Source organism: Polynucleobacter nymphae, assembly GCF_018882155.1.
GTDB lineage: Bacteria > Pseudomonadota > Gammaproteobacteria > Burkholderiales > Burkholderiaceae > Polynucleobacter > Polynucleobacter nymphae.
This window is the reverse complement of the sequence record NZ_JACVPA010000001.1, coordinates 742335-767412: the sequence shown is the minus strand read 5'-3', so window position 1 is coordinate 767412 and position 25078 is coordinate 742335. Positions and strand designations below refer to the sequence as shown.

Sequence of the window (25078 nt, the reverse complement as noted above, 5' to 3'; positions counted from 1 at the left end):
ATTACCTCATGAAACTCCAATTACGATTCTTTGCCTCACTGCGAGAAGCTCTTGGTGTTTCGCAAGAGGAGATCACCATTCCAGGTACTGTTAAAACTATTGCAGATCTCAGAATGTATTTAATAGAGCGCGGTAATCCTTGGGCTGAAGTATTAGCCGAAAGTAAGGTATTGCGCTGCGCTCTTAATCAGATAATGGTTGATGCAAGCACACCTCTAAAAGAAAATGCTGAAGTAGCCTTCTTTCCACCGGTGACTGGGGGCTGAAATGTCGAGTTCAATCCGCATTCAAGAAAAAGATTTTGATATCAGTGCTGAAATAGCGGGACTGCGCAAAGGCGACCCCAGAGTTGGTGCAGTAGTGAGTTTCTTGGGCGCTGTGCGCGATATGAATGATGGTAGTCAAGTAAAGGGCATGACCTTGGAGCATTACCCTGGCATGACTGAAAAAGCATTGCAAGAAATTTTGGATCAAGCCAAGGCGCGTTGGGATATCTACCAAACCTTAGTCATCCACAGAGTTGGCCCACTGCTACCAGAAGATCAAATTGTTTTAGTAGTGGTGACTAGTGCGCACAGAGGCGAAGCATTTGCAGCATGTGAGTTCATCATGGACTATCTCAAGACAGCAGCACCATTCTGGAAGAAAGAAGATACCCCTGAGGGCGCCCGTTGGGTCGACTCTAGAGTGACAGATGCTGCTGCAATGGAGCGTTGGAATAAAAAATAATGATTGAGTTATTTTCACCCGTTAAATGATGTCTTGATTAATCTCTTGCTAAATGACATGACTAAAAATTCAAATAACGAGCCACAGAATCCTTCCCGCCGTGATCTATTAACTTCTGGCACTGCAGCGATAGGCTCCACATTGTTACCAGCTGGTTTACAAAGTGCACAAGCACAGTCTAGCCCCCACAAAGCACCCCCGGTTGCACCTAGCAGTCCACCTGCCGGCTACAACATCCTCTTTGTTTTAGTAGATCAAGAGCACTTCTTTCCAAAGTGGCCAATACCAGTCCCTGCACGTGAAGCAATCAAGAAAAAAGCAATTACCTTTACGAATCACCAGGCGGCATCAATGCAGTGTTCATCTGCCCGCTCAGTCATTTACACAGGTTTGCATATTCAGCATTCAGGTATTTTTGATAACCTTAACTTCCTCTGGCAGCCTGATTTATCTCTAAAAGTAAAAACAATTGGCCATCGCCTTCAAGAGCTGGGTTACCACGCCGCATATCAAGGTAAGTGGCATCTTTCTGCCAATATGGATGTGGTTAAAAAAGCCTATGACGCTCCGATGGATACCTATCGTAAGATTATCAAGTCCTATGGCTTCAATGATTTCTTGGGGGTAGGTGATATCGTTGATCAGCAGCAGGGCGGCTATACCTTTGATAAGTTAACACTGTCCTCTGCTGTTGGCTGGCTTCGTAACGAAGGCCAGGAACTCAAAGCTAAAAAGCAACCTTGGTATCTAGCGGTCAATATTGTCAACCCGCATGATGTGACTTATGTGAACTCCGATTTACCTGGCAAACCAGTTCAGGGTGCTAAGCATGCCATGGCAATATTGCCACCACCTACTTCAGAGCTATATCAGGCTACTTGGAATAACTATCCATTGCCAGACAGTCGCAAGCAGGCTCTTGATGCGCCTGGAAGACCCAAGGCACATAAGCTTTACCAAGAAATTTGGGATTTGCTGATGGGCCCCTGGCCAAATGAAGACCGTCGCTGGAGATTGCTGCTGGACTACTACTTCAATTGCATGCGCGATAGCGATGAGAATGTAGCTGCAGTAATGCAGGGCTTGAAAGATAGTGGCATGGAAGATAACACCATTGTCATTTTTACAGCTGACCATGGTGAATTAGGTGGCACCCATCAAATGCGGGGCAAAGGTACTACTGCTTACAAAGAGCAAAACCATATTCCATTAATGATTATTCATCCCGCTTATCCAGGTGGCAAAGAGTGTCAGGCAATTACGTCACAGATTGACTTGGCTACTACTATTTTGGCAATGACTGGCAAGGATTCAAAAAGTATTGCAAAGGCTTCAGAGGGATTGAAAGGTAAAGACCTCACGCCATTATTTAAAGAGCCAGAAAAAGCTGAAGTGGACGCTGCGAGACCGGCCTCATTATTTAATTTCAATATGCTCATGTTTACGAGCTGGTTCTGGGCTGAAAAAACCTACTCTTGGTTAATGTCTGGCAAGTATGACTATAAGCAATCGGTCAAGATTTTGAAAGAGCACGAACCTAACTTTGCTAATCGCGTTGGCATTCGTAGCGTGTTTGATGGAAGATACCGCTTCTCACGCTACTTCTCACCCCTCTATTTCAATACTCCAACGACTATGGAAGAAATCTTAGCTAAGAATGATTTAGAACTTTTTGACCTGCAAAATGATCCTAATGAGATGAATAACTTAGCCATGGATCCTAAGAAGAATGGAGCCTTGATCATGGCCATGAATAAGGTCATGAATGAGCGTATTGCGCAAGAGGTAGGAGTGGATGACGGCAGCTTCTTGCCGATCCGAAATGGAAGATGGTATTTCGCTAAGCCAGATCAGAGGTAATACACGATGAATTAGCTGCTAGCTTATTAGTCGCAAAGGGTTAAACTAACTCCAACAGCACAACATGGTAGCTAATGTCAAACAATCAAGTCAGTAAATCAGGAAATGTAGGCCTATATTCTGCTATAGCAATGAGTATGAGCGGGATGATGGGCTCAGGGCTCTTCACGATTTTGGGATTTGCTAATTTTACGGCTAAATCCCACTTCCCATACCCTTTTTTACTTGCAGGAATTGCGGTCCTGTTTACCGTTTACTCTTGCGCAAAGCTTAGCGCTACTTTTTCAGCTGGCGGAGGTCCTGCAGGATACATTGTCTCTACATATGGCAATGGTTTTATTTCTGGTTGGATGAATACTTTTTTATATCTTGGATTTCTAGTATCAACCGCACTATATGCATCTGGATTTACAGAGTTTATTGTCGTTTTAACTGGTAATTTTTTCACCTCATTAGAGTTAAAACTGATAGGCAGTGCCTTGGTCTTGATTCTAGCTTTAGTTAATTTACTGGGCGCAAGTATTGTTGGGTTTGCTGGTTTGATTGCAATTGGCATTGTATTTTTTTCACTGATTGGACTGAGTAGTTACGGCTTTTCACAACTTCCTTTAGCCAGTTTAAGTTTTAGTGGAGGACCCATCAAAGATATGGCGATTGCAACAGGGATGCTCTATATTAACTATCAGGGCTTTGCTGTTGTGAGCAGCGCAGCCAGTTCAATGGCTGAACCTAAAAAAATTATCCCAAAATCAATGTATATCGCTGTCTCACTAATAATTTCTCTTTATGTATTAGTAAGCTTTGTCATTATCCAAATTACACCACTAGATTTGATACAAGCAGATCCAAGTAATGTGATTGGATCTGCTGCAAATATTTTAATGGGCAGAGCAGGCTTTATTGCTGTTGGTGTTGTCGCCTTACTGGCATGTGCGGCTGCTGTTAACGCTACGATATTTACTGCCACTAGAGTTCTGGGAGTAGTGGTTTCAGAGCACTCAAACATGCAATGGCTAAGCCAAACACTAGGACATAGTCAAACAAAGCAACTCTTGATCTCTTCACTGATCGTTATTGCCTTAGTCTTAGGATTTCCACTAGAGATTGTTGGCAAGATGGCCAGCATGGCCTTTCTATTGCTCTTTAGTGTGATTAGCTATGGGCATATTCTGATACGCCATCAAACAGGTGCTAATGCTTATCTTCTGTGGTGCGGCGTAGTCATTAATTTGATCTTATTTATTTCTTTACTAATTAACGAAATTAAATCTTCGCCCGCAGGAGTAATTGTTTTAGGCATTGCTTTACTAGGCACTTTATTGATGCAGTTGAAATATCAATTCACTAAAGTCTAAGATGAGCCACTTACAAAGATGCTAATTCGGCTTATTTAAAGAATCCCATTTTCTCGCTTCGAGGAAGCCCCTTTAATTTCGCCTCTGCTTTAGAGGCCTCTGATCGGTCGGGATGCTCTTGAGTTGCCAATAGGACAACTGGTCTACGAGATCTCGTATAGCGCGCACCTTGGCCCGAATTATGGGCTTCAAGACGATGTTCTAGGCGGTTAGTAATGCCAGCATAGTAAGTGCCATCAGCGCATTCAAGGAGGTAAACAAGCCAGGTCAAAGTAGGGGTAAATTCGCTTAAAAAGAGGGTGTAAAAGCCTTGAAATATGTCATATTGCCCTTATATTCTATAGATAGATATATGGAGTACAAAAATGAGAATAGATAAGTTAACAACCAAATTTCAAGAGGCCTTAAGTGAGGCCCAAAGTATCGCTTTAGCTAAAGATAACCAATATATTGAACCAGTCCATGTATTGCTAGCCATGTTGCGCGATTCTGATGGTGCAGCCAAGAGCTTGCTTACCCGTGCCGGAGTAAATGTCTTGGGCCTTGAAAAAGGTGCAGAAAAGATCATCGCGAATTTGCCTGAGGTGCAGGGCACGAGTGGCGAGGTCCAAGTTGGTCGTGATTTAAGTAACTGGCTCAATCTATGTGAAAAAGAAGCTAATAAGCGTAATGACCAATTTATTGCTGGTGAGTTATTTTTGCTAGTAGTTGCAGATGACAAAGGTGAGCTTGGCAAAGTTTCTCGTGAGAATGGATTAAATCGTAAATCGTTAGAAGCAGCTATTGATTTAGTGCGCGGAGGGGAATCAGTGAATAGTGCAGATGCCGAAGGTCAACGTGAGGCCTTAAAGAAATACACCATTGATTTAACTGAGCGTGCTCGGATGGGTAAGTTAGATCCTGTGATTGGTCGTGATGATGAGATTCGTCGCACCATTCAGATCTTGCAGCGTCGCGGTAAGAACAACCCTGTTTTGATTGGTGAGCCTGGCGTCGGCAAGACTGCGATTGTTGAAGGTTTAGCGCAGCGTATTGTGAACGGCGAGGTTCCTGAAACCCTGAAGAACAAGCGAGTCCTAGTTTTAGATATGGCTTTGTTGTTGGCAGGTGCTAAGTATCGTGGCGAGTTTGAAGAGCGCTTGAAGGCAGTGTTGAGCGATGTTGCTAAAGACGAAGGTCAAACCATCATCTTTATTGATGAGATTCATACGATGGTTGGTGCTGGTAAGGGTGACGGCGCAATGGATGCCGGCAATATGCTCAAGCCTGCCCTAGCTCGTGGTGAATTGCATTGCATCGGTGCAACGACTTTAGATGAATACCGGAAATATATTGAAAAAGATGCTGCACTAGAGCGGCGCTTTCAAAAAGTCATGGTTGAAGAGCCTAGCGTTGAAGCAACGATTGCAATCTTGCGTGGTTTGCAAGAGCGTTATGAGCTTCACCATGGTATTGAGATTACTGACCCTGCGATTGTGGCTGCTGCCGAGTTATCGCATCGCTACATCACCGATCGTTTCTTACCAGACAAAGCTATCGACTTAATTGACGAAGCCGGTTCACGCATTCGGATGGAGATTGATTCTAAGCCTGAGGTGATGGACAAACTAGAGCGTCGTCTGATTCAGCTCAAGATTGAGCGTGAAGCGGTTAAGAAAGAAAAGGATGAAGCTTCTCAAAAGCGCCTTGGCCTTATAGAAGATGAAATCAAACGCCTAGGCGCTGAGTACGCTGATTTAGAGGAAATCTGGAAAGCGGAGAAGGGTGCCGTTTTGGGCGCCGCTAATCTGAAGGAAGAGATTGAAAAAGTACGCGCTGATATTACTAAGCTACAGCGCGAAGGTAAGCTAGAGCAAGTCGCAGAATTACAGTATGGAAAACTACCAGAGCTGGAAGCCAAACTGAAGTCTGCTGCTGCAGCTGAAGCTAAAGGCGATAAAAATGGCGTGGTGAAGAATAAGCTTTTGCGGACCCAGGTAGGCGCAGAAGAAATTGCTGAAGTGGTATCTCGGGCGACTGGTATCCCAGTATCAAAGATGATGCAAGGTGAGCGCGATAAGCTCCTGAAGATGGAAGAGCTCTTACATAAGCGTGTGGTTGGGCAGGAAGAGGCGATTCGTGCGGTATCAGATGCCATCCGTCGTTCCCGCGCTGGTCTGTCTGAAGAGAATCGTCCTTATGGGTCATTCTTATTCTTGGGGCCTACTGGTGTTGGTAAGACTGAGCTGTGCAAAGCATTGGCAGGCTTCTTATTTGATAGTGAAGATCATCTCATTCGCATCGATATGAGTGAGTTCATGGAGAAGCATAGCGTTGCCCGTTTAATTGGCGCGCCTCCAGGCTATGTAGGTTACGAAGAGGGTGGCTATCTCACTGAGCAAGTTCGTCGTCATCCCTACAGCGTGATTCTCTTTGATGAAATTGAAAAAGCACACCCGGATGTCTTTAATGTACTCTTGCAAGTGTTAGATGATGGTCGTCTAACAGATGGTCAAGGTCGTACTGTGGACTTTAAGAATACTGTGATCGTGATGACTAGTAATATTGGCTCGCATCTCATTCAGTCGATGACTGGTAAGAAACAGTTAGAGATTAAAGAAGCGGTGTTTGAAGAGCTGAAGAGTCATTTCCGTCCAGAGTTCTTGAACCGCATTGATGAGATTGTGGTCTTCCATGGTTTGGATAAAGGCAATATTGCCAATATCGCTAAGATCTTGCTGAAGAACTTGTCAGTTCGCTTGGCAAAGGTAGATATGCAGCTTGAGGTAAGTGATGCTGCCTTGAATAAGATTGCTGAAGTGGGCTTTGACCCTGTCTTTGGAGCAAGACCACTCAAGCGGGCCATTCAGCAGTACATCGAGAACCCAGTTTCTAAGATGATCTTGGAAGGCAAGTTCGGGCCTAAAGACGTGGTACCTGTGGATGTAGATAAAAAAGGTGACTTTAGCTTTACACGTCAGGTTCACTAAGTATTTCAGCAGAAATCTTCCTGCGCCAGTAAACTTGGTACATGACTGTTGCGCTTAGTAGGCGTGCCAGTGATGTCCGGGTTATTGCTCTCATTAGCCTAGCTCACGGCAGCTCTCACTTCTTTCACTTGATTCTGCCTCCCATGTTCCCATGGTTGAAGGATGCTTTTGCCTTGAGTTATGCCGAACTGGGTTTACTCATGTCAGTTTTCTTTTTAATCTCCTGTGTCGCGCAAGCTGCCTCTGGTTTTTTAGTAGACCGTATTGGAGCAAGGCCAGTTTTATTTGGTGGTATTGGGTTATTGATTCTTGCAGCCCTGATCTATTCACAAAGCAATGGCTATGCGATGCTCTTAATAGGGGCGGTAATCGCTGGGTGTGGTAACGGTATTTTTCATCCAGTAGATTACACACTGATTAATCACAAAGTTTCACCGCCTAATTTGCCTTATGCCTATTCAATGCATGGAGTAACTGGCTATTTGGGTTGGGCAGCTGCGCCAGCGTTTATGGTTGGGATTGCGCAGTTGACAGATTGGCGTATTGCTTTTCAGTCAGCTGCTGTCCTAGAGGCTTTGATCCTATTGATCCTCTGGCTGAATAGGTCCCAGTTAATTGATGATGTAAAAGAGCGTCATACTCAATCCCATGGTAGTGCGCAAACCATTAGCCCCGGTAGCGCGCCTGCAGGTACTTTTGCTTTTCTCAAACTCCCAGCAGTGTGGTTCTGCTGGATATTCTTTTTCTTTAGCATGGCCTCAACCTCGAGCCTGCAATCATTTGCACCTAGCTCACTTTTTGAGATTTATCAGATACCTTTGGATATCGGTAGTTATTTCATTACCTTGTTAGCGCTGGGAAGTGCTAGTGGGGTTTTATTTGGCGGTTACTTAGCCGCTAAATTGCAGGCCCCAGAACGTATCGTGAGCTTTTGCTTATCTATAACAATAGTGATGTGCTTGCTGCTTGGCACCGGTTTAGTTTCTGCAGAAATGATTCCACTCATTTTCTTTGCGCTGGGATTTGGTTATGGTGTTGTTGCACCATCACGCGATCTACTAGTAAAGCTGGCAACTCCCAAAGGTGTGGCAGGGCGAGTGTATGGAATTGTTTACTCAGGCATTGATTTAGGTGCAGCAGTAGGCCCATTTATCTTCGGTTTCTTTATGGATGCCGGCCTACCTAAGGCTTTATTTATTGGCATTGCCTTGTTCCAGTTACTGATTATTCCAACCGTCTTTAAGGTATCCGCTGTTACTGCGCCTAAAGCCGCTTAAGACACTCTACACTTTTCACAATATGGAATGCCATTACACTGCGTAAAATACAGTGCAACCAGGCTTCACCGATTTCATTCCGAGCAGTGATTTCTTATTCCACATTATAAAAATACAGATATAAGTTATTGTTTTTAAATAACTAAATATTTTTATAAATTCTTGTAATCCCCCTTGTTTGATATCTTGAACTGTCTAAACTCTTATATAAGACATAAGAGTTAACTGTCTCAATATTTGAAGTACTTGTTTAACTTAGGGAGAAAAACATGGCAGATCGTAAAGCAGAAATCGCAGCACTACAAAAGGATTGGGATACCAATCCACGTTGGCAGGGCATTACCCGTGGTTACACAGCAGAGGACGTTGTCCGTCTGCGCGGTTCACTAAAGATTGAGCACACTTTAGCTAAGCATGGCGCTGAGCGTCTCTGGCAATTGGTGAACAACGAAGCTTACGTTAATTGCTTAGGTGCATTGACTGGTGGCCAGGCTATGCAACAGGTGAAAGCGGGTATTCAGGCGATTTATTTATCCGGCTGGCAAGTTGCTGCTGATGGTAACTCTTCTGCTGCTATGTACCCAGACCAATCTTTGTATCCAGTAGATTCAGTACCTAAGATGGTTGAGCGCATTAATAATTCATTTCAACGTGCCGATGAAATCCAGACGTCAAAAGGAATTAATAAAGGTGATGCCGGTTACATCGAATACTTTGCTCCAATCGTTGCTGATGCTGAAGCTGGTTTCGGTGGCGTATTGAATGCCTTTGAATTGAGTAAAGCGTTGATTAAGCAAGGAGCTGCTGGAGTGCACTTCGAAGACCAATTGTCTTCAGTGAAGAAGTGCGGTCACTTAGGTGGCAAGGTACTACTGCCAACGGCTGAATCTGTTCAAAAATTGATCTCTGCCCGTTTAGCTGCTGACGTGATGGGTGTGCCAACTATTATCTTAGCGCGAACTGATGCCGAAGCCGCTGATTTATTGACCTCTGACTATGATGAAAACGATAAGCCATTCTTAACGGGTGAACGCACTCCAGAGGGCTTCTACAAAACCCGCAAAGGTTTAGATCAAGCAATCTCACGTGGTTTGGCATATGCTGCTTACGCTGATATGGTGTGGTGTGAGACTGGTACGCCTGATCTCGATTTTGCCCGTAAATTTGCTGAAGCAATTCGTGCAAAGTTCCCAGGTAAGATGTTGGCTTACAACTGTTCACCATCTTTTAACTGGAAGAAAAACTTGGATGATGCAACGATTGCGGTGTTCCAGCGTGAGTTGGGTGCGATGGGTTACAAATATCAATTTATTACCCTCGCTGGTATTCACTCAATGTGGTACAACATGTTCGACTTGGCGCAAGACTATTCCAAGCGTGGTATGACTGCTTATGTTGAGAAAGTGCAAGAGCCAGAATTTGCTGCTCGTGAGCGTGGTTACACTTTCGTTTCACATCAGCAAGAAGTTGGTACTGGTTACTTTGATGATGTCACTACCGTCATTCAGGGCGGTAAGTCTTCTGTAACAGCCCTGACTGGTTCTACTGAAGAAGAGCAGTTCCACTAACTCCTACTAGATCCCTAAGTAGTTTGTAGTAGCAGTAGCACTTATTACTGCCACGGCATCTAAATTACCCCACAAGGGTGACTTAGATGCCGTTTTCGTATACATTCTTCTCATGACAAATTGCACACTGTGTAAAGCGGAACTCAAGCTAGAAGAGGGCGAACTCATCTGGCGGGGAGACGACTGTCGCGTCATCCTGGTGAACGATCCTGACCTACCCGGTTTTTGTAGAGTAGTTTGGAATCATCATGTTGCCGAAATGAGTGATCTGACCTATGGTGAGCGTGAGCATCTCATGACGCTAGTATTTGCTGTAGAAGAGGCTATTCGCCATGTCATGCAGCCAGATAAGATCAATATTGCCGCCTTGGGTAATATGGTTCCCCATATTCATTGGCATGTCATTCCGAGATACAAGAATGATCCTTTTTTTCCAGGGTCAGCATGGTCAGCGCGTACGCAAGAGATACCGAAATCTTCACTAGAGGACAGAAGGGCTCTTGCTAAGCGGTTGCCTGACGCAATTCGCTCTGCAATTTCTCAAATGCATTAAATTAGCACTAGATCAGAGAATAACTGAAAGTAGTACCCAAAATAAAAAAGATGGAGACGGGTAGTGATAGACAAAATTTTTCCTAGCGTGGCGCAGGCTATGCAGGATATTAGTGATGGCTCAACCATTCTGGTTTCGGGTTTTGGTGGCGCAGGCCTGCCGATTTACTTATTAGATGCGTTAGCGGAGCAAGGCGCCAAGAACCTCACTATTGTGAGTAACAATGCTGGTAATTCTGGGATCGGTATTGCAAAGCTCATTGGTGCTGGTCAAGTCAAGAAAATGGTTTGCTCTTTTCCGCGGCAACCTGAGTCCGGTGCTTTTGACGAGCTCTATCGTGCTGGCAAGATTGAATTAGAGTTGGTCCCACAGGGCACTCTCGCAGAACGTATTCGTGCTGGCGGCGCTGGCATTGGCGGTTTTTACACACCAACGGGCTTCGGTACAGAATTGGCCAATGGCAAAGAGACTCGTGTCATTAATGGTGTTAATCATATTTTAGAAACTGCTATCAAAGCGGATTACGCATTGATTAAGGCAGATAAGGGTGATCGTTGGGGCAACCTTACTTATCATCGAACTGGGCGAAACTTCGGGCCAATTATGGCTACTGCCGCTCACTGCACTATTGCCCAAGTCAATCAGATTGTAGACTTGGGTGTATTAGATCCAGAAAATATTGTGACTCCTGGAATTTTCGTAAAACGCGTTGTGCGTGTTGGAGGAAAATCATGATTGATCTCTCTAAAGTACAGAAGCGTACGACATCTGATATTGCTAAGCGCATTGTTCAAGACATACCCGATGGCGCGCATGTGAATCTAGGTATTGGTCAACCGATGACCATTTCCAATTTCCTTCCTCCAGATAAAGAAATTCTTTTACATTCTGAAAATGGTTTGCTGGGCATGGGCCCATTAGCGAAAGAGCATGAGATTGATGAAGAGTTGGTAAACGCTGGCAAACAACCGGTCACGATGCTTCCTGGTGCTTCTTTATGTCATCACGCAGATTCTTTCGTCATGATTCGTGGTGGACATATTGATATTTGCGTATTGGGTGCCTTCCAGGTTTCTATCAAGGGCGATATTGCCAACTGGCGCACTGGGGATCCTAAAGCTATTCCTGCAGTGGGCGGCGCCATGGATCTTGCTTTGGGCGCTAAAAAGTTATTTGTGATGATGGAGCATCTCACGAAGTCTGGAGAATCTAAGTTAGTTCAAGAGTGCACTTACCCCTTAACTGCTCTGGCAGCAGTAGATTGCATCTATACCGATTTAGCAACCATCGCAGTAACACCTGAAGGTTTAGTAGCAGTTGATTGGATAGATGGACTGAGTTTTGAAGACTTACAACAACTCAGTAGAGTACCAATGCGTCAGCTGAGGAAATAATTTGTATTCCAAACTGCAATTCAATTATTTTTTCCTTGCCCTAATATTTTGGATTGGCTTGAGCTCTGCCCATGCTGCTGATATTGCATCTTCATATCCCATAAAACCCATTCATTTGATTGTTGGGTTTTCTCCTGGTGGTTCAGCTGATACAGTAGGGCGCGCTTTGGCAGAGGGCTTATCCACTCGGCTTGGGCAGCCAGTCATTGTCGAGAATAAAGCAGGGGCTAATGGCAATATTGCTGCAGAACTGGTAGCTCGCTCGACAGCGGATGGGTATACCTTGTATTTCCCATCCATTGGGCATGCAGTAAATGCATCACTGTATAAAAATCTACCATACGATCCAATCAAAGATTTCACCGCCATTGGTGGGGTGTTTTCAGCGCCAAATATGTTGGTAGTTCCTGTGAACTCACCCTATAAGTCTGTGGCTGAGATTATTGCTGCTGCAAAGGCCAATCCCGGAAGGCTCACTTTTGCTTCTAGCGGTAGTGGAACCTCAGTGCATCTCTCGGCAGTATTGTTTGAAAAGATGGCAAAGATTGAGATGATCCATGTACCATATAAAGGCACCGGTAACGCGATGCCTGATGTGATCTCGGGTCAGGTTGATATGAGCTTTCCGAACCTACCAAGCGCCGTGCCGCAAGTAAAAGCTGGCAATTTAAGGGGTTTAGGTATCACGAGCGCAAAACGTTCAGCAGCAGCTCCGGGTGTTCCAACTATTGCAGAATCTGGCTTACCTGGTTACGACATGGCAACTTGGTATGGATTAGTTGCACCAGCAAATTTACCGATAGGCATACGTAATCGCTTAAATAAAGAGCTACAAAGTATTTTGGCAGATCCTAAATTTAAAGATAAGTTAATTGCGCAGGGCGCTGATCCAATGCCTGGAACCCCTGAACAATTTTCTACCTTTATTAAAGGTGAAATGGAAAAGTGGCGTAAGCTGATTGCGCAGTCACAAATTACAGTTGATTAGATCAATTACGGAATAAAAGTTTACTAAAGGAATAGTCATGTCTTTTGCATCCAATGCCTGTATTGCTGGAATATATGAGCATCCCTTACGTGTAGCTCCAGATCACACTGTTGCGCAGTTGCATGCTGAGGTGGCGCGAGGCGCTTTACTAGATGCTGGGCTTACTTTAGATGATGTAGATGGATATTTTTGTGCTGGTGATGCCCCAGGTATGGGTCCGGTATCAATGGCAGACTATTTAGGTCTCAAGAAACTAAAATATTTAGACTCGACAGATACTGGCGGCTCTTCCTACCTAACCCATGTTAATCATGCGGCACGTGCGATTGCGGCGGGCCAATGTAAGGTCGCTCTAATTACCCTCGCAGGGCGCCCAAAGTCTGAAGGTTCGAGTGGTACACAGGTTCGAAGTCAGTGGGCTAGTGCTCCCGACTTTGCATTTGAAAAGCCATACTCACCAGCGCCTTTAAATACTTATGCAATGTGTGCAATGCGCCATATGTATGAGTTTGGTACCACTAGCGAACAGCTTGCTTGGATTAAGGTGGCCGCCTCACATCATGCACAACACAATCCGAATGCTGCCTTAAAGGATGTTTTAACTGTTGAAGATGTCTTGAATTCTCCGATGATTGCAGATCCATTACATCGTGCAGATTGTTGCGTGGTAACTGATAGTGGTGGGGCGCTGGTAGTAGTACATCCTGATATTGCCAAGACTTTAAAGAAACCTGTCGTTACGATGATGGGTGCAGGCGAAACTACTAAGGGTCAGATGGGCGGCAAAGTTGACCTCACCTATTCTGGTTTAGCTTGGGCAGCCCCTTTAGCATTCAAGGAAGCCAAGTTAACACCTGAGCAAATTCGTTATGCATCTATTTATGACAGCTTCACTATTACGGTACTCATCCAGTTGGAGGATCTCGGATTCTGCAAAAAAGGTGAGGGTGGTAAGTTTGTTGAAGGTGGACAATTGATTTCTGGTAAAGGTAAGCTTGCTTTTAATACCGATGGTGGAGGCTTGTGTAATAACCATCCAGCCAACCGTGGGGGCATGACTAAGGTGATTGAAGCAGTTAGACAGTTGCGCGGAGAGGCTCATCCAGCAGTGCAAGTCCCTAATCTAGAGTTTGCGCTAGCCTCTGGTATTGGCGGTGCCCTCGGCACACGCCATGGCGCAGCAGTATTAATTTTAGGGAGACTGTAATGCATCGCTTACCAAGCCCCATTAGTAATCCTGAAAACAAAGCTTTTTTAGAGGCTGCTCAAGAGAATCAACTCTTACTCAAGTATTGCAATAGTTGTAAAGAAGCGCATTACTACCCGCGTGTTATCTGTCCACATTGTGGCGGTGACGATACGACTTGGGTCAAGTCTGATGGCCTAGGAGAGATCTACTCTTACACTGTGATGAGGCGCGGTGTTGAAGTACCGTTTGCCATGGCTTATGTCCGCTTACAAGAGGGTATTTCCATGCTGACGCATTTAACGAATTGCAATTTTGATTCAATTCGTATTGGGCAAAAAGTGAAAGTTGTTTTTCAAGACACAGAAGATGGTCAAAAGACGCATTTATTTGAACCGATCTAAAAACATTTTCACTTGGAAGTGATTTATGCGCGCTCAATTCATTAAAAGAACGACCTTAGCCTTTTTAGTTAGCCTATTGCTAGCTTCTTCAGTATTCGCAGCAGATATCCAGGTGATTACATCGGGTGCATTTGCTGAGGCACTAAAAGATTTGGCTCCTGAGTATGAAAAGCAAACTTCTAATAAGGTTATTATTTCTTATGGCTCCTCTATGGGAGCTGCGCCCGATTCTATTCCTTCTAGGCTGGCTAGGGGTGAGCAGTTTGATGTATTAATTTTGGCCGCCCCTGCCTTGGATGGTTTTATTAAAAGTGGAGTAGTTCAGTCTGGCACCAGAGTGGATCTAGTCGCTTCAGTTATGGGCGCTGTTGTGAAGACTGGCGCCCCAAAGCCAGATATCAGCACGATGAACGGTCTTAAATCGGCATTATTAAATGCGAAGTCAGTTGCCTATTCAGCAAGCGCAAGCGGCGTGTATTTATCTACAGTACTTTTTCCGAAAATGGGTATATCTGAGCAAATGGATAAGACTGGAAGAAAAATTTATAGCGAGCGAGTTGCTTCAGTTGTTGCGCGTGGAGAGGCCGACTTAGGCTTCCAGCAAGTGAGTGAGCTGTTGCCTATACCAGGCGTTACATTTATTGGCGAGCTGCCACCTGAGGCACAAAAAACCGTTCTGTTCTCGGCTGGCATCACTAGCAATGTTGCTAACTTAGAAAACTCTCGAGACCTCATTGCATTTCTAGCTTCATCTAAGGCGGTTCCGATTATCGAAAAAGCTGGATTGAAACCAGTATTGCCAGTTTTACCGTGGTCAATTCAAAAGCATAGCCGATGAATGCAAGAATGACTTCTTGAGGTTCTCCTTAAACCAACCTTTTGAGAGCTTCTAGATAGTTTTCTGGATTCAGTGGCTGCCCTTCACGTTGCGCTTCCCACATCGCTTGCCCTAAACATTCCATGATGAGGTGTTGGGCTTCATGCTCTGATCCCGTTTTCTTGGTCAGCTTTTCTGCTACCTCTTTAATACCGGGTGGCTGATTGATAGAGATCTGCTCGCTAATTGATAGGTGCATAGAAAGATGTAAAAAAGGATTGGTTTCACCACGTTCTGGTGTGTAGTCCTCTGATAAAGCACCTTCAGGATCACGTAGCAGCGTATGGTATTCAGGGTGCTCTGCCATCCAATCACTCGCAAGTGTTTCCATTGGATCTAGGATGTGGCCATCAGTTTTCTTTTTCCAGGTATTGCAGAAAAAGCGACGTACTTCTTCTCGAGTTGGATTAAATATCGCCACGAACTTTTCCTTTGCCAGTTTTTTGTTTAAAGCCACACAAAGGCTCAACAATACATTGGGCACAATCTGGGTTACGCGCTTTGCAAGTGTATCTACCATGCAGGATAAGCCAATGATGTGCGTCTAGCAAATACTCTTTGGGTACGCGTTTAAGTAATTGCTCTTCCACTTTCACCACATCTTTGCCAGGTGCCAAGCCAGTGCGATTAGAAACTCTGAAAATATGTGTATCGACTGCAATGGTGGGCTGCCCAAAGGCAGTATTGAGAATTACATTGGCAGTTTTTCTGCCTACGCCTGGTAACGCTTCTAGCTCTTCGCGCGTTTGCGGAACTTTACCTTGATGTTTATCAAGTAGTAGGCGACAGGTTTCTTGAATATGCCTGCCCTTAGAGTTAAATAAACCAATGTGTTGAATATAGGGTCGAACTCCATCTTCGCCTAACTCTAATAAGGTTTTCGGAGTATTAGCAATCTTAAAGAGTTTGCGAGTGCCTTTATTGACCGATACGTCAGTCGCTTGAGCTGAGAGCAATACTGCAATAAGTAACTCAAATGGCGAGCTGTACTCTAGTTCGGTGGTAGGTTTTGGATTATTGGCTTTGAGCTGCTCAAAAAAAGCGCGCCGCTTCTCAGGATTCATCATTTCTTTTGCTGAGAGCGTGCAATCGCAGCAGCAATAATGGCGCGTTTGCGCTCTTGCTCTTGCTTTTGCTCATCTGATGTTGGGTTATCGGCATTGACTGCAATGAGTTTGGCCGCAGCTTTTTTAGCTAAACGATCATCATTGTCTTTTTGTTCTCTATCAAGGCGCTGTTCTCGCTCGTGATAACGCTGACGTGAAATATCGGCCAGGTCTGTTGACCAGGCATTCCAACCTGTTTGATTGCCCGTAACATCAATCATCGTGATGCAATCGACAGGGCATGGTGGGATACAAAGATCACAGCCCGTACACCACTCAGTCAATACAACGTGCATTTGTTTTGATGCACCAACAATGGCATCTACAGGGCATGCCTGAATACATAGCGTACAACCAATACATTTTTGTGGGTCAATGAAAGCGACTGGTCTTGGGCGTTCCATGCCGCAGTCGGGATCAATTGTCGGGTGCAGCTCAAAAGCATCTTGTGGATAAATGGGAATAAGGATTTTGCTTAAACGCGCAATGCCATCAATGCCTCCTGGTGGGCACCGATTGGGTAATGCTTCGCCACTGGCCATTGCCTCTGCATAGCCGCGGCAATCGGGATAACCGCATTTAGTACATTGAGTTTGAGGAAGAGTGTCCTCCAAGCGATCAGCAAGTTCGTTCGCTTGTGTGTTTTTCATTGCGAGATAGTGGGCTAAAAAAGTGAGGGCCTTAGCCCCCACTGATTAATGCTTAGTTAGTGCCTTCTAATTTAGGAGGCCTTGCTTTAGTTGTGCTGTGCGCAACTTGATGCTCGCGAATGAACGATTTAATCTTTGGATATACCTTATCACGCCAACGACGACCAGCAAAGATACCGTAGTGACCTGCACCAGCAACTTCGTAGTGGGCTTTATGTTCTTTCGGAATACCAATACACAAGCCATGCGCCGAGCGGGTTTGTCCGCTGCCAGAGATATCGTCAAGCTCACCCTCTACCGTCAGAAGTGCTGTCTTGGTAATATCTTGAGGCTTTACTAGATCACCGGCTACTTCCCAAGTGCCATTCGGTAAGGCGTAATCTTGGAAAACAGTCTTAATAGTATCCAAGTAGAACTTAGCATCTAAATCTAATACCGCGTTGTACTCATCATAGAAGCGAATATGTGATTCGGTATCCTGTTCGTCACCCCGCACGAGGTCTTGGAAGTAGTCCCAATGCGATTGCAGATGGTTCTGTGGGTTCATAGCAATAAAGCCAGTGTGTTGCAAGAAACCTGGATAAACTTTGCGACCTACGCCAGGATAGCTCGGCGGTACTTTATAAATCACATGACTTTGGAACCACCCATATGACTTTTGCTCAGCCAAGTTATTCACAGAGGTAGGTGATTTACGGGCGTCAATTGGGCCCCCCATCATGATCATCGATGCAGGTGTTACTTCACCAGCAGAAGCCATTAAGGAGATAGCGCCTAAGGTTGGAACGGTAGGCTGACAAACAGAGATGACATGTAAATCTTGTGCGCCAATCGTCCGAATAAATTCTTGGATGTAGTGAACGTAGTCATCCAAGCCAAACTCACCATCTGCCACTGGAACATTACGGGCATCGATCCAGTCGGTAATGTAAACCTTATGGTCTTGCAAAAGGGTGCGAACAGTGTCGCGCAACAAAGTGGCATGGTGTCCAGACATGGGCGCAACCACCAATACAACAGGATCTTCCTTGAGGCTCTTGATAGTTTCTACATCATCTGAAAAGCGCTTGAAGCGAACTAAGTTACAAAAGGGTTTTGCAACGATAGTTCTTTCATGGATGGCTACTTCTTGACCATGTGCTTGTACTGAGCGAATACCAAACTCTGGTTTTGTATAGTTTTTACCTAAGCGATAGAGAAGTTCGCAGCTAGCAGCTAAACGCTCTGATCCTGGAACCATTGATGCGGGGTTGGAGGCATTGATAAATGCCTCAGAGGCTGCTCGTGCCCATGAACTGATTGGTTGCAGTAAGGCTGTTTGGAACTCGTGTAACTGATATAGCATTCTAGCTCCTGTAATTCAGTGGATCCGCTTGTTATCCTAAAACGCGGGCGATTGCTTTGGCTACTTTATCAATATTTTTAGTATTCAGCGCCGCGACACAAATGCGTCCAGTGGAGAGGGCATAAATACCATCTTCTTTCTGTAAGCGTTCAACTTGCTCAGCTGTTAAGCCTGAGTAAGAAAACATTCCACGTTGCTGCTCGATAAAAGCAAAATCTTGCTTCACACCAGCAGCAGCGAGTTTTTCAACGAGACCATGACGCATTGCTTTAATGCGGTCACGCATTTCTGCCAACTCATCTTCCCAGAGCTTACGCAATTCTGGAGAATTCAAAACAGCAGCAGCAATGGCGGCGCCGTGAGTTGGGGGATTTGAATAGTTGGTACGAATCAAGCGCTTTAATTGGGAGAGCACGCGAGTAGATTCATCTTTACTTTGTGTCACGATAGATAAAGCACCTACGCGCTCACCATAGAGTGAGAATGACTTAGAGAAAGAGCTCGATACAAAGAAGGACATGCCAGACTGGGCAAAGAGGCGAACTGCAATACCGTCTTCTTCAATTCCAGCTGCAAAGCCTTGATAAGCCATATCCAGAAAGGGAATCAGACCCTTGTTCTTACAGATATCGATCACCTGACGCCACTGGGCTTCAGTAATGTCCGCACCCGTAGGGTTATGGCAGCATGCATGTAAAAGCACGGTTGTGTTCTTCGGGAAAGATTCTAAGGATTTCACCATGCCAGCAAAATCAACACCACGAGTTTTGCCATCGAAGTAGGTATATTCAATCACCTCAAAGCCAGCAGATTCAAAAATACCGCGGTGATTTTCCCAAGTTGGGTTGCTGATAGCGCAAGGCGCATTAAGATTAAGACGCTTAATAAAGTCGCCGCCAACTCGTAATGCTCCAGTGCCGCCTAAACATTCTGCAGTTACCACACGGCCATCTTTAATCAGTGCTGAGTCAGTACCAAACAATAAAGTTTGCACTGCACTGTTGTATGGGTTTGGGCCTTCAATTGGAATGTAGCTGCGTGGTGAATGTTTAGCAACAATCGCTTCTTCAGCTTTGATCACCGCTTTAAGGAGAGGTACCTTACCCTCGTCTGTGTAATACACGCCAACACCAAGGTTTACTTTGTCAGGACGTTGATCTGCAACGTAGGCTTCTGTGAGGCCGAAAATAGGATCTTTAGGGGCTAATTGGACTGAGGCAAACAGGGTCATTGGTGGTCGAGAATGGTGGTTTAAAGGTAGTTTTGCTAGTAATTGCCGTTGAATTAAGCTTAATTGTCAGTTTTAGATTCCAGAATCAACTATTTCCAAATAAAAACGGCAAAATCATTGTTTGTACAAAATTCGCTGTGAAGAAAGCTCACAGATGAAATGATAGCCGAGATGCCCCCTAAGTACCCCAAAACTGCCCCGAATCCTGCAGCTAAAGAAGATATCAAAAAGCCGGTTGCCGACCCATTGGGGGAGGCCGGCCATGATCTAGATCCTGCTAAATTTGTGAGCTTTCCAGATTCTCCGTATCAGCTTTATCAGCCCTTTACCCCTGCTGGGGATCAACCAGAGGCTATTCAGGCTTTGGTAGAGGGAATTGAGGATGGACTTACTTTTCAGACTCTGCTGGGCGTTACGGGGTCTGGAAAGACCTTCACCATGGCCAATGTGATCGCTAGAACAGGTCGTCCAGCCATTATTTTTGCCCCAAATAAGACCTTAGCCGCACAGCTCTATAGCGAATTTAGGGAGTTTTTTCCAAAAAATGCGGTTGAGTACTTTGTGAGTTACTACGACTATTACCAACCTGAGGCTTATGTTCCTCAGCGCGATCTCTTTATTGAAAAAGACTCATCTATTAATGAGCACATTGAGCAGATGCGACTCTCTGCAACGAAGAGTTTGTTAGAACGACGTGATGTCATCATCGTTGCAACCGTCTCTGCAATTTACGGTATCGGTAATCCTGGTGACTATCACAGTATGGTGATGACACTACGTCCTGGCGACAAAATGAGTCAACGTGATATTTTGATGCGCTTAATTGCGATGCAATACGATCGCAATGAGACAGATTTCAAGCGTGGCGTATTTCGGGTACGTGGGGATACGATTGATATTTTCCCGGCTGAACATAATGAGTTGGCAGTACGCGTGGAATTATTTGACGATGTGGTGGAGAGTTTGCAATTCTTTGATCCACTTACAGGAAAAATTCGTCAGAAAATTCCCCGTTTTACAGTCTATCCAAGTTCGCACTATGTGACACCCCGCGACACGGTACTCAAGGCGATTGAAACAATCAAGGTGGAGCTACGCACTCGCCTGGATGAGTTTGTTAAGAATGGCAAACTCGTTGAGGCACAACGTCTAGAACAGCGGACTCGGTTTGATCTTGAAATGCTTAACGAGTTGGGTTTTTGTAAGGGCATTGAGAACTACTCCCGCCATCTATCTGGTGCTTCTCCGGGCGAGGCTCCGCCAACCTTGGTGGACTATCTCCCAAATGATGCCTTGATGTTTTTAGATGAAAGCCATGTCTTGATTGGACAGCTCAACGCCATGTATAACGGCGATAAATCGCGCAAACATACTTTGGTGGAGTTTGGTTTTCGTTTACCTTCGGCAATGGATAACCGGCCACTCAAATTTACAGAGTTTGAAACTAAGATGCGTCAGACTATTTTTGTTTCTGCTACGCCAGCTGATTATGAAAAAACTCACCAAGGTCAAGTTGTTGAGCAAGTAGCGCGACCAACAGGATTGGTTGATCCAGAAATTGAAGTATTACCAGCAAGCACTCAAGTGGATAATTTGTTAGACCAGATTCATGAGCGCGTTAAAGTAAAAGAGCGCGTTTTGGTAACGGTGCTGACCAAACGAATGGCAGAGCAATTAACAGATTATCTTTCTGATAACGGTGTGAAGGTGCGTTACGTACACTCAGATATCGATACCGTTGAACGGGTGGAAATTTTGCGGGACTTACGTTTGGGAGTCTTTGATGTCTTGGTGGGTATCAACTTATTGCGTGAAGGTTTAGATATCCCAGAGGTTTCTCTAGTGGCTATTTTAGATGCCGATAAAGAAGGCTTCTTACGCTCAGAACGCAGTTTGATTCAGACGATTGGACGGGCTGCACGAAACATTCGGGGTAAAGCCATTTTGTATGCCGATCGGGTGACCGACTCCATGCGCAGGGCAATGGGGGAAACCGAAAGACGCCGTACCAAGCAAATTGCCTTTAATAAGCTCCATGGAATCGAGCCCAAAGGGGTTCAAAAGCGGATTAAGGACATTATTGATGGCGTCTATGACGTCAAAGAGAAGCGTGATGAGATGCAGATTGAGCAGGAGCGGGCTCGCTATGAGGATATGAGCGAGAAGGATCTTGCTGGTGAAATCAAGCGCCTGGAGAAGCAAATGAACGCTGAAGCCAAGAATCTGGAGTTTGAGAAGGCGGCTAGTACTCGCGACCGTCTGACCAAGGTTAAGGAAATGGCCTTTGGAGCTCGTTCTAGGGACTCTATAGGCTAGATACGTGATGCCTGAAGGGTCTTTAGAGGACATTTGACGGGCATTTTTCTAGGCCATATGGTAAACTTGAGTGGATTGGTCGGGTATTACCCACCCAACCATGAGCTGTCCATAAACAATCTATTACCAAGGTGAAATATGAGACTTACTACTAAAGGCCGTTTTGCAGTAACTGCAATGATCGATTTAGCCCTGCGTGAAGCGCATGGCCCCGTAACTTTGGCCGGAATTAGCCAAAGACAAAAGATTTCCCTGTCCTATTTAGAGCAATTGTTCGGCAAATTACGCCGTTTCAATATCGTCGAGAGTACTCGTGGCCCTGGAGGCGGTTATACCCTTGCACGCACTGCTGATGCGATCAGCGTTGCCGACATCATTGTTGCAGTGGATGAACCATTGGATGCGACCCAATGCGGTGGTAAGGGCAACTGTCATAGCGACGAAGAGGAGCATGGTCACTGTATGACCCATGATCTTTGGAGCAACCTCAACCTCAAAATGGTTGAGTACTTAAGCTCTGTGAGTTTGCGCAACCTGGTTCAGCAACAGGAAGGGCGCGGAGTAGTGATTCAAGACATGCGTCAAAAGAAAATCAAAGTTGAAAGTGCGAAAGCTGAAAAGCCAGCGCCAGCACTTGCAGCTAAAAAAGAAGTGGCCCCTAAAGCACCATTAATTAATTCAGTATTTAATTTGGCGCGCCAAAGTTAATAGCAGTATTTATCCATAAGTAAATCATGAACGCACCACAAGACCTTCCAAAGCAACCCGTTCCGATGTTTAGTCCTAAGCACTTTCCGGTGTATATGGACTACTCGGCTACAACGCCCATTGATCCCCGCGTGGTTGATAAAATGTTGCCCTACTTGCGTGAGCAGTTTGGTAACGCTGCGTCCCGTAGTCATGCGTACGGCTGGGCTGCTGAAGAAGCGGTTGAGTGGGCGCGTTCAGAAGTTGCACTCCTAGTTCATGCTGATCCACGAGAAATTGTATTTACTAGCGGCGCTACTGAGAGTATCAATCTTGCATTAAAAGGTGCAGCGCATTTTTATAAAGATCGTGGCAATCACATCATTACCGTGAAGACCGAGCACAAGGCAACTTTAGATACTTGCCGTGAGCTAGAGCGTGAAGGTTATGAAGTGACTTACTTAGACGTATTGCCAAGCGGCTTAATTGACTTTGCTCAGTTAGAGGCTGCAATGAAGCCTGGCACGATTTTGACATCAGTAATGTATGTCAATAATGAAATCGGTGTGGTGCAAGATATTCCTGCTATTGGCGACTTGTGTCGCTCACGTGGCGTGATTTTGCATGTGGATGCTGCACAAGCTACTGGTAAAGTCGAAATTGATTTAGAAAAAGTCAAAGTGGATCTGATGAGTTTTTCTGCTCATAAGACTTATGGCCCCAAAGGAATTGGCGCATTGTTTGTGCGTCGTAAGCCCCGTATTCGGATTGAAGCCCAGATTCATGGTGGTGGGCATGAGCGCGGTATGCGCTCTGGAACACTAGCTGTCCATCAAATTGTTGGTATGGGTGAGGCGTTCCGCATTGCTCGCCTTGAGATGCCTGAAGAAAATCAACGCATTCGAGCATTGCGTGATCGTCTATTGGCCGGCCTGAAAGATATTGAAGAGGTTTATGTCAATGGCGACATGGATCACCGTGTACCCCATAACCTCAATATCAGTTTTAACTATGTTGAAGGTGAATCGATGTTGATGGCTTTGAAAGATTTAGCCATTTCATCTGGCTCGGCTTGTACATCAGCATCTCTTGAGCCATCTTATGTGTTACGTGCTTTAGGTCGTAATGATGAATTGGCACATAGTTCGATTCGTTTTACTCTCGGCCGTTTTACGACTGAAGAAGAAGTGGATTTCACAATCAAGTTGGTAAAAGAAAAGATTGCGAAGTTGCGTGAACTCTCACCACTGTGGGAAATGTTTAAAGACGGAGTCGACTTAAGTACGATTCAATGGGCAGCACATTAAGAATTTGAAGGATTAACGAGGACATACCATGGCATATAGTGAAAAAGTAATCGATCATTACGAGAACCCCCGCAACGTTGGCTCATTTGAGAAGGGCGACGAAAGCGTAGGTACTGGTATGGTTGGCGCGCCTGCTTGTGGCGATGTGATGAAATTGCAAATCCGCGTAAATGATCAAGGCGTAATTGAAGACGCTAAGTTCAAGACCTATGGTTGTGGCTCAGCGATTGCCTCCTCCTCATTAGTTACTGAGTGGGTCAAGGGTAAGACTTTGGATCAAGCTTTAGAGATTAAGAATTCTCTGATTGCTGAAGAGTTGGCTTTGCCACCTGTAAAAATTCACTGCTCTATCTTGGCTGAAGATGCCATTAAAGCAGCCGTTGCTGATTACAAAGATAAGCATCCAGCGAAATAAATAAAGTCAAACTATGGCAATTACCTTAACCGACAAAGCAGCTGCACACGTCAACCGCAATTTAGAAAAGCGCGGTAAGGGCTGTGGTTTGCGTTTAGGTGTTCGCACTACAGGCTGTTCTGGCTTGGCTTATCAATTGGAGTATGTTGATGAGCCAGCGCCAGAGGATCAAGTATTTGAGTCCAATGGGGTGAAAGTATTTATTGATCCAAAGAGCTTGGCTTATTTGGATGGAACAGAGCTAGACTTTGTACGTGAGGGTTTGAACGAAGGGTTTAAGTTTCAAAATCCAAACGTAAAAGATGAGTGTGGTTGTGGCGAATCCTTCCGCGTCTGACGATTACTTTCGCTTCTTTGGACTAAATCAGCAATTCAAAATCGACTTGCCTGCCCTAGACCAGGCTTACCTAGCGATTCAGAAAGAAGTTCATCCCGATCGCCATGCACGTGGTAGCGATACAGAGCAACGCCTTGCCATGCAAATGGCTACATTAGCTAATACAGCATTACAAACGCTGAAAAATCCTGTGCAACGGGGTTTATATATTTGCCAACTGCACGGCGTAGATGCCAAACTAGAAACCAATACTGCTATGCCAGCTGCATTTCTCATGAAGCAGATGGGATGGCGCGAGAGTTTGGATGAGCAAGCTGAGGATCTGCCAGCTTTAGAAAAGCTCATGGATGAGGTTGAGACCTCTAAGCAAGATACCCTGACTGAGATAGCCCAAGCAATCGATAGCGCTAAAAATTACCAACGCGCTGCTGAACTTCTCAGAGGCTTGCTCTTTATCGATAAGTTTGCTCTCGAGCTTGATGATGCCATTGTGGCTTTGGCCTAGCCTACGACCGAATTAAAAT

26 protein-coding genes are annotated in these 25078 nt (G+C 45.1%); 20 read left to right on the top strand and 6 right to left on the bottom strand.

The features are described 5' to 3' along the window. Positions 1-8 precede the first annotated feature (8 nt). The 4 genes from moaD to ICN29_RS03925 all read left to right on the top strand — a co-directional run bounded on the left by moaD (position 9) and on the right by ICN29_RS03925 (position 3944). Entirely contained in the window at positions 9-266 is a 258-nt protein-coding gene (gene moaD / locus ICN29_RS03940; protein WP_216129920.1) for a molybdopterin converting factor subunit 1, read from the top strand. Position 267: 1 nt separating this feature from the next. Next, complete coding sequence (gene moaE / locus ICN29_RS03935) at positions 268-729, top strand: molybdopterin synthase catalytic subunit MoaE (protein ID WP_216129918.1); 462 nt, start codon at positions 268-270, stop codon at positions 727-729. A 57-nt stretch (positions 730-786) separates the two neighbouring features. Continuing rightward, positions 787-2589, top strand: a complete 1803-nt coding sequence (locus ICN29_RS03930) for a sulfatase family protein (RefSeq protein WP_216129916.1) — start codon at positions 787-789, stop codon at positions 2587-2589. Between the two features lie 74 nt (positions 2590-2663). After that, on the top strand, positions 2664-3944 hold the full coding sequence (locus ICN29_RS03925) for an APC family permease (protein ID WP_216129913.1): 1281 nt from the start codon (positions 2664-2666) through the stop codon (positions 3942-3944). Between the two features lie 31 nt (positions 3945-3975). Here ICN29_RS03925 and ICN29_RS03920 read toward each other — a convergent pair whose 3' ends face one another. After that, on the bottom strand, positions 3976-4215 hold the full coding sequence (locus tag ICN29_RS03920) for a GIY-YIG nuclease family protein (protein ID WP_216129911.1): 240 nt from the start codon (positions 4213-4215) through the stop codon (positions 3976-3978). 94 nt (positions 4216-4309) lie between these two features. On the opposite strand from ICN29_RS03920, the gene clpB reads away from it, so the two are divergent. The 10 genes from clpB to ICN29_RS03870 all read left to right on the top strand — a co-directional run bounded on the left by clpB (position 4310) and on the right by ICN29_RS03870 (position 15121). Further along, positions 4310-6913 (top strand): ATP-dependent chaperone ClpB, encoded by a 2604-nt coding sequence (gene clpB, locus ICN29_RS03915; protein WP_216129909.1) that lies wholly within the window; start codon positions 4310-4312, stop codon positions 6911-6913. Positions 6914-6954: 41 nt separating this feature from the next. After that, entirely contained in the window at positions 6955-8190 is a 1236-nt protein-coding gene (locus tag ICN29_RS03910) for an MFS transporter (protein WP_216129907.1), read from the top strand. Between the two features lie 269 nt (positions 8191-8459). Further along, entirely contained in the window at positions 8460-9758 is a 1299-nt protein-coding gene (gene aceA / locus ICN29_RS03905; protein WP_216129905.1) for an isocitrate lyase, read from the top strand. Between the two features lie 112 nt (positions 9759-9870). After that, positions 9871-10311 (top strand): HIT family protein, encoded by a 441-nt coding sequence (locus tag ICN29_RS03900; protein WP_216129903.1) that lies wholly within the window; start codon positions 9871-9873, stop codon positions 10309-10311. Between the two features lie 63 nt (positions 10312-10374). Next, positions 10375-11046: a 3-oxoacid CoA-transferase subunit A gene (locus ICN29_RS03895; protein WP_216129901.1), complete on the top strand. Its 672-nt coding sequence runs from the start codon at positions 10375-10377 to the stop codon at positions 11044-11046. After that, complete coding sequence (locus tag ICN29_RS03890; protein WP_216129899.1) at positions 11043-11705, top strand: 3-oxoacid CoA-transferase subunit B; 663 nt, start codon at positions 11043-11045, stop codon at positions 11703-11705. The genes ICN29_RS03895 and ICN29_RS03890 overlap by 4 nt, the downstream gene beginning before the upstream one ends. A gap of 58 nt (positions 11706-11763) precedes the next feature. Continuing rightward, positions 11764-12693 (top strand): tripartite tricarboxylate transporter substrate binding protein, encoded by a 930-nt coding sequence (locus tag ICN29_RS03885; protein ID WP_255538055.1) that lies wholly within the window; start codon positions 11764-11766, stop codon positions 12691-12693. Between the two features lie 37 nt (positions 12694-12730). After that, positions 12731-13900, top strand: a complete 1170-nt coding sequence (locus ICN29_RS03880) for a thiolase family protein (RefSeq protein ID WP_071464787.1) — start codon at positions 12731-12733, stop codon at positions 13898-13900. Then, a complete protein-coding gene (locus ICN29_RS03875; protein WP_216129897.1) occupies positions 13900-14283 on the top strand; it encodes a Zn-ribbon domain-containing OB-fold protein in 384 nt (127 codons plus the stop codon). Before ICN29_RS03880 ends, ICN29_RS03875 begins: the two co-directional genes overlap by 1 nt. 25 nt (positions 14284-14308) lie before the next feature. Next, the gene (locus ICN29_RS03870; RefSeq protein WP_216129895.1) at positions 14309-15121 is read left to right on the top strand and encodes a substrate-binding domain-containing protein; all 813 of its coding nucleotides are present in this window, start codon (positions 14309-14311) and stop codon (positions 15119-15121) included. Positions 15122-15149: 28 nt separating this feature from the next. Here ICN29_RS03870 and ICN29_RS03865 read toward each other — a convergent pair whose 3' ends face one another. From ICN29_RS03865 to ICN29_RS03845, 5 genes are read right to left on the bottom strand one after another with little or no spacing between them, the layout of a single operon-like run. Next, positions 15150-15575 (bottom strand): DUF1841 family protein, encoded by a 426-nt coding sequence (locus ICN29_RS03865; protein WP_216131988.1) that lies wholly within the window; start codon positions 15573-15575, stop codon positions 15150-15152. Next, the gene (nth, locus tag ICN29_RS03860; protein ID WP_216131986.1) at positions 15568-16224 is read right to left on the bottom strand and encodes an endonuclease III; all 657 of its coding nucleotides are present in this window, start codon (positions 16222-16224) and stop codon (positions 15568-15570) included. Before nth ends, ICN29_RS03865 begins: the two co-directional genes overlap by 8 nt. Beyond that, positions 16224-16916 carry an electron transport complex subunit RsxB gene (gene rsxB, locus ICN29_RS03855; RefSeq protein WP_216129893.1) on the bottom strand — a complete coding sequence of 231 codons (693 nt, stop codon included), beginning with the start codon at positions 16914-16916 and terminating at the stop codon, positions 16224-16226. Before rsxB ends, nth begins: the two co-directional genes overlap by 1 nt. Before the next feature lie 52 nt (positions 16917-16968). Then, positions 16969-18261 carry a polyhydroxyalkanoate depolymerase gene (locus tag ICN29_RS03850; protein ID WP_216129891.1) on the bottom strand — a complete coding sequence of 431 codons (1293 nt, stop codon included), beginning with the start codon at positions 18259-18261 and terminating at the stop codon, positions 16969-16971. A 31-nt stretch (positions 18262-18292) separates the two neighbouring features. Continuing rightward, entirely contained in the window at positions 18293-19492 is a 1200-nt protein-coding gene (locus tag ICN29_RS03845) for an amino acid aminotransferase (RefSeq protein ID WP_216129888.1), read from the bottom strand. A gap of 159 nt (positions 19493-19651) precedes the next feature. Here ICN29_RS03845 and uvrB point away from each other — a divergent pair, with 159 nt between their 5' ends. From uvrB to hscB, 6 genes are all read left to right on the top strand, one after another. Beyond that, positions 19652-21808: an excinuclease ABC subunit UvrB gene (gene uvrB, locus ICN29_RS03840; RefSeq protein WP_255538054.1), complete on the top strand. Its 2157-nt coding sequence runs from the start codon at positions 19652-19654 to the stop codon at positions 21806-21808. Between the two features lie 138 nt (positions 21809-21946). Beyond that, positions 21947-22516: a Fe-S cluster assembly transcription factor gene (locus ICN29_RS03835; protein ID WP_216129886.1), complete on the top strand. Its 570-nt coding sequence runs from the start codon at positions 21947-21949 to the stop codon at positions 22514-22516. A gap of 26 nt (positions 22517-22542) precedes the next feature. Continuing rightward, positions 22543-23802, top strand: a complete 1260-nt coding sequence (locus ICN29_RS03830; RefSeq protein WP_439651249.1) for an IscS subfamily cysteine desulfurase — start codon at positions 22543-22545, stop codon at positions 23800-23802. A 28-nt stretch (positions 23803-23830) separates the two neighbouring features. Continuing rightward, positions 23831-24217 carry a Fe-S cluster assembly scaffold IscU gene (gene iscU / locus ICN29_RS03825; protein ID WP_216129884.1) on the top strand — a complete coding sequence of 129 codons (387 nt, stop codon included), beginning with the start codon at positions 23831-23833 and terminating at the stop codon, positions 24215-24217. Positions 24218-24230: 13 nt separating this feature from the next. After that, the gene (gene iscA / locus ICN29_RS03820; RefSeq protein WP_216129882.1) at positions 24231-24554 is read left to right on the top strand and encodes an iron-sulfur cluster assembly protein IscA; all 324 of its coding nucleotides are present in this window, start codon (positions 24231-24233) and stop codon (positions 24552-24554) included. Further along, positions 24532-25059: a Fe-S protein assembly co-chaperone HscB gene (gene hscB, locus ICN29_RS03815; protein ID WP_369411628.1), complete on the top strand. Its 528-nt coding sequence runs from the start codon at positions 24532-24534 to the stop codon at positions 25057-25059. Before iscA ends, hscB begins: the two co-directional genes overlap by 23 nt. Positions 25060-25078: the final 19 nt, after the last annotated feature.

Excerpts from the sequence above, each read along its gene's own strand:
- ICN29_RS03870 (WP_216129895.1), top strand. The coding sequence starts at position 14,309 with ATGCGCGCTCAATTCATTAAAAGAACGACCTTAGCCTTTTTAGTTAGC.
- ICN29_RS03850 (WP_216129891.1), bottom strand. The coding sequence starts at position 18,261 with ATGCTATATCAGTTACACGAGTTCCAAACAGCCTTACTGCAACCAATC.
- ICN29_RS03835 (WP_216129886.1), top strand. The coding sequence starts at position 21,947 with ATGAGACTTACTACTAAAGGCCGTTTTGCAGTAACTGCAATGATCGAT.
- moaD (WP_216129920.1), top strand. The coding sequence starts at position 9 with ATGAAACTCCAATTACGATTCTTTGCCTCACTGCGAGAAGCTCTTGGT.
- ICN29_RS03910 (WP_216129907.1), top strand. The coding sequence starts at position 6,955 with ATGACTGTTGCGCTTAGTAGGCGTGCCAGTGATGTCCGGGTTATTGCT.
- ICN29_RS03930 (WP_216129916.1), top strand. The coding sequence starts at position 787 with ATGACTAAAAATTCAAATAACGAGCCACAGAATCCTTCCCGCCGTGAT.
- iscU (WP_216129884.1), top strand. The coding sequence starts at position 23,831 with ATGGCATATAGTGAAAAAGTAATCGATCATTACGAGAACCCCCGCAAC.
- ICN29_RS03900 (WP_216129903.1), top strand. The coding sequence starts at position 9,871 with ATGACAAATTGCACACTGTGTAAAGCGGAACTCAAGCTAGAAGAGGGC.
- ICN29_RS03830 (WP_439651249.1), top strand. The coding sequence starts at position 22,543 with ATGAACGCACCACAAGACCTTCCAAAGCAACCCGTTCCGATGTTTAGT.
- uvrB (WP_255538054.1), top strand. The coding sequence starts at position 19,652 with ATGATAGCCGAGATGCCCCCTAAGTACCCCAAAACTGCCCCGAATCCT.
- moaE (WP_216129918.1), top strand. The coding sequence starts at position 268 with ATGTCGAGTTCAATCCGCATTCAAGAAAAAGATTTTGATATCAGTGCT.
- ICN29_RS03875 (WP_216129897.1), top strand. The coding sequence starts at position 13,900 with ATGCATCGCTTACCAAGCCCCATTAGTAATCCTGAAAACAAAGCTTTT.
- ICN29_RS03845 (WP_216129888.1), bottom strand. The coding sequence starts at position 19,492 with ATGACCCTGTTTGCCTCAGTCCAATTAGCCCCTAAAGATCCTATTTTC.
- ICN29_RS03925 (WP_216129913.1), top strand. The coding sequence starts at position 2,664 with ATGTCAAACAATCAAGTCAGTAAATCAGGAAATGTAGGCCTATATTCT.
- clpB (WP_216129909.1), top strand. The coding sequence starts at position 4,310 with ATGAGAATAGATAAGTTAACAACCAAATTTCAAGAGGCCTTAAGTGAG.
- aceA (WP_216129905.1), top strand. The coding sequence starts at position 8,460 with ATGGCAGATCGTAAAGCAGAAATCGCAGCACTACAAAAGGATTGGGAT.
- rsxB (WP_216129893.1), bottom strand. The coding sequence starts at position 16,916 with ATGAAAAACACACAAGCGAACGAACTTGCTGATCGCTTGGAGGACACT.
- iscA (WP_216129882.1), top strand. The coding sequence starts at position 24,231 with ATGGCAATTACCTTAACCGACAAAGCAGCTGCACACGTCAACCGCAAT.
- ICN29_RS03880 (WP_071464787.1), top strand. The coding sequence starts at position 12,731 with ATGTCTTTTGCATCCAATGCCTGTATTGCTGGAATATATGAGCATCCC.
- ICN29_RS03890 (WP_216129899.1), top strand. The coding sequence starts at position 11,043 with ATGATTGATCTCTCTAAAGTACAGAAGCGTACGACATCTGATATTGCT.
- nth (WP_216131986.1), bottom strand. The coding sequence starts at position 16,224 with ATGAATCCTGAGAAGCGGCGCGCTTTTTTTGAGCAGCTCAAAGCCAAT.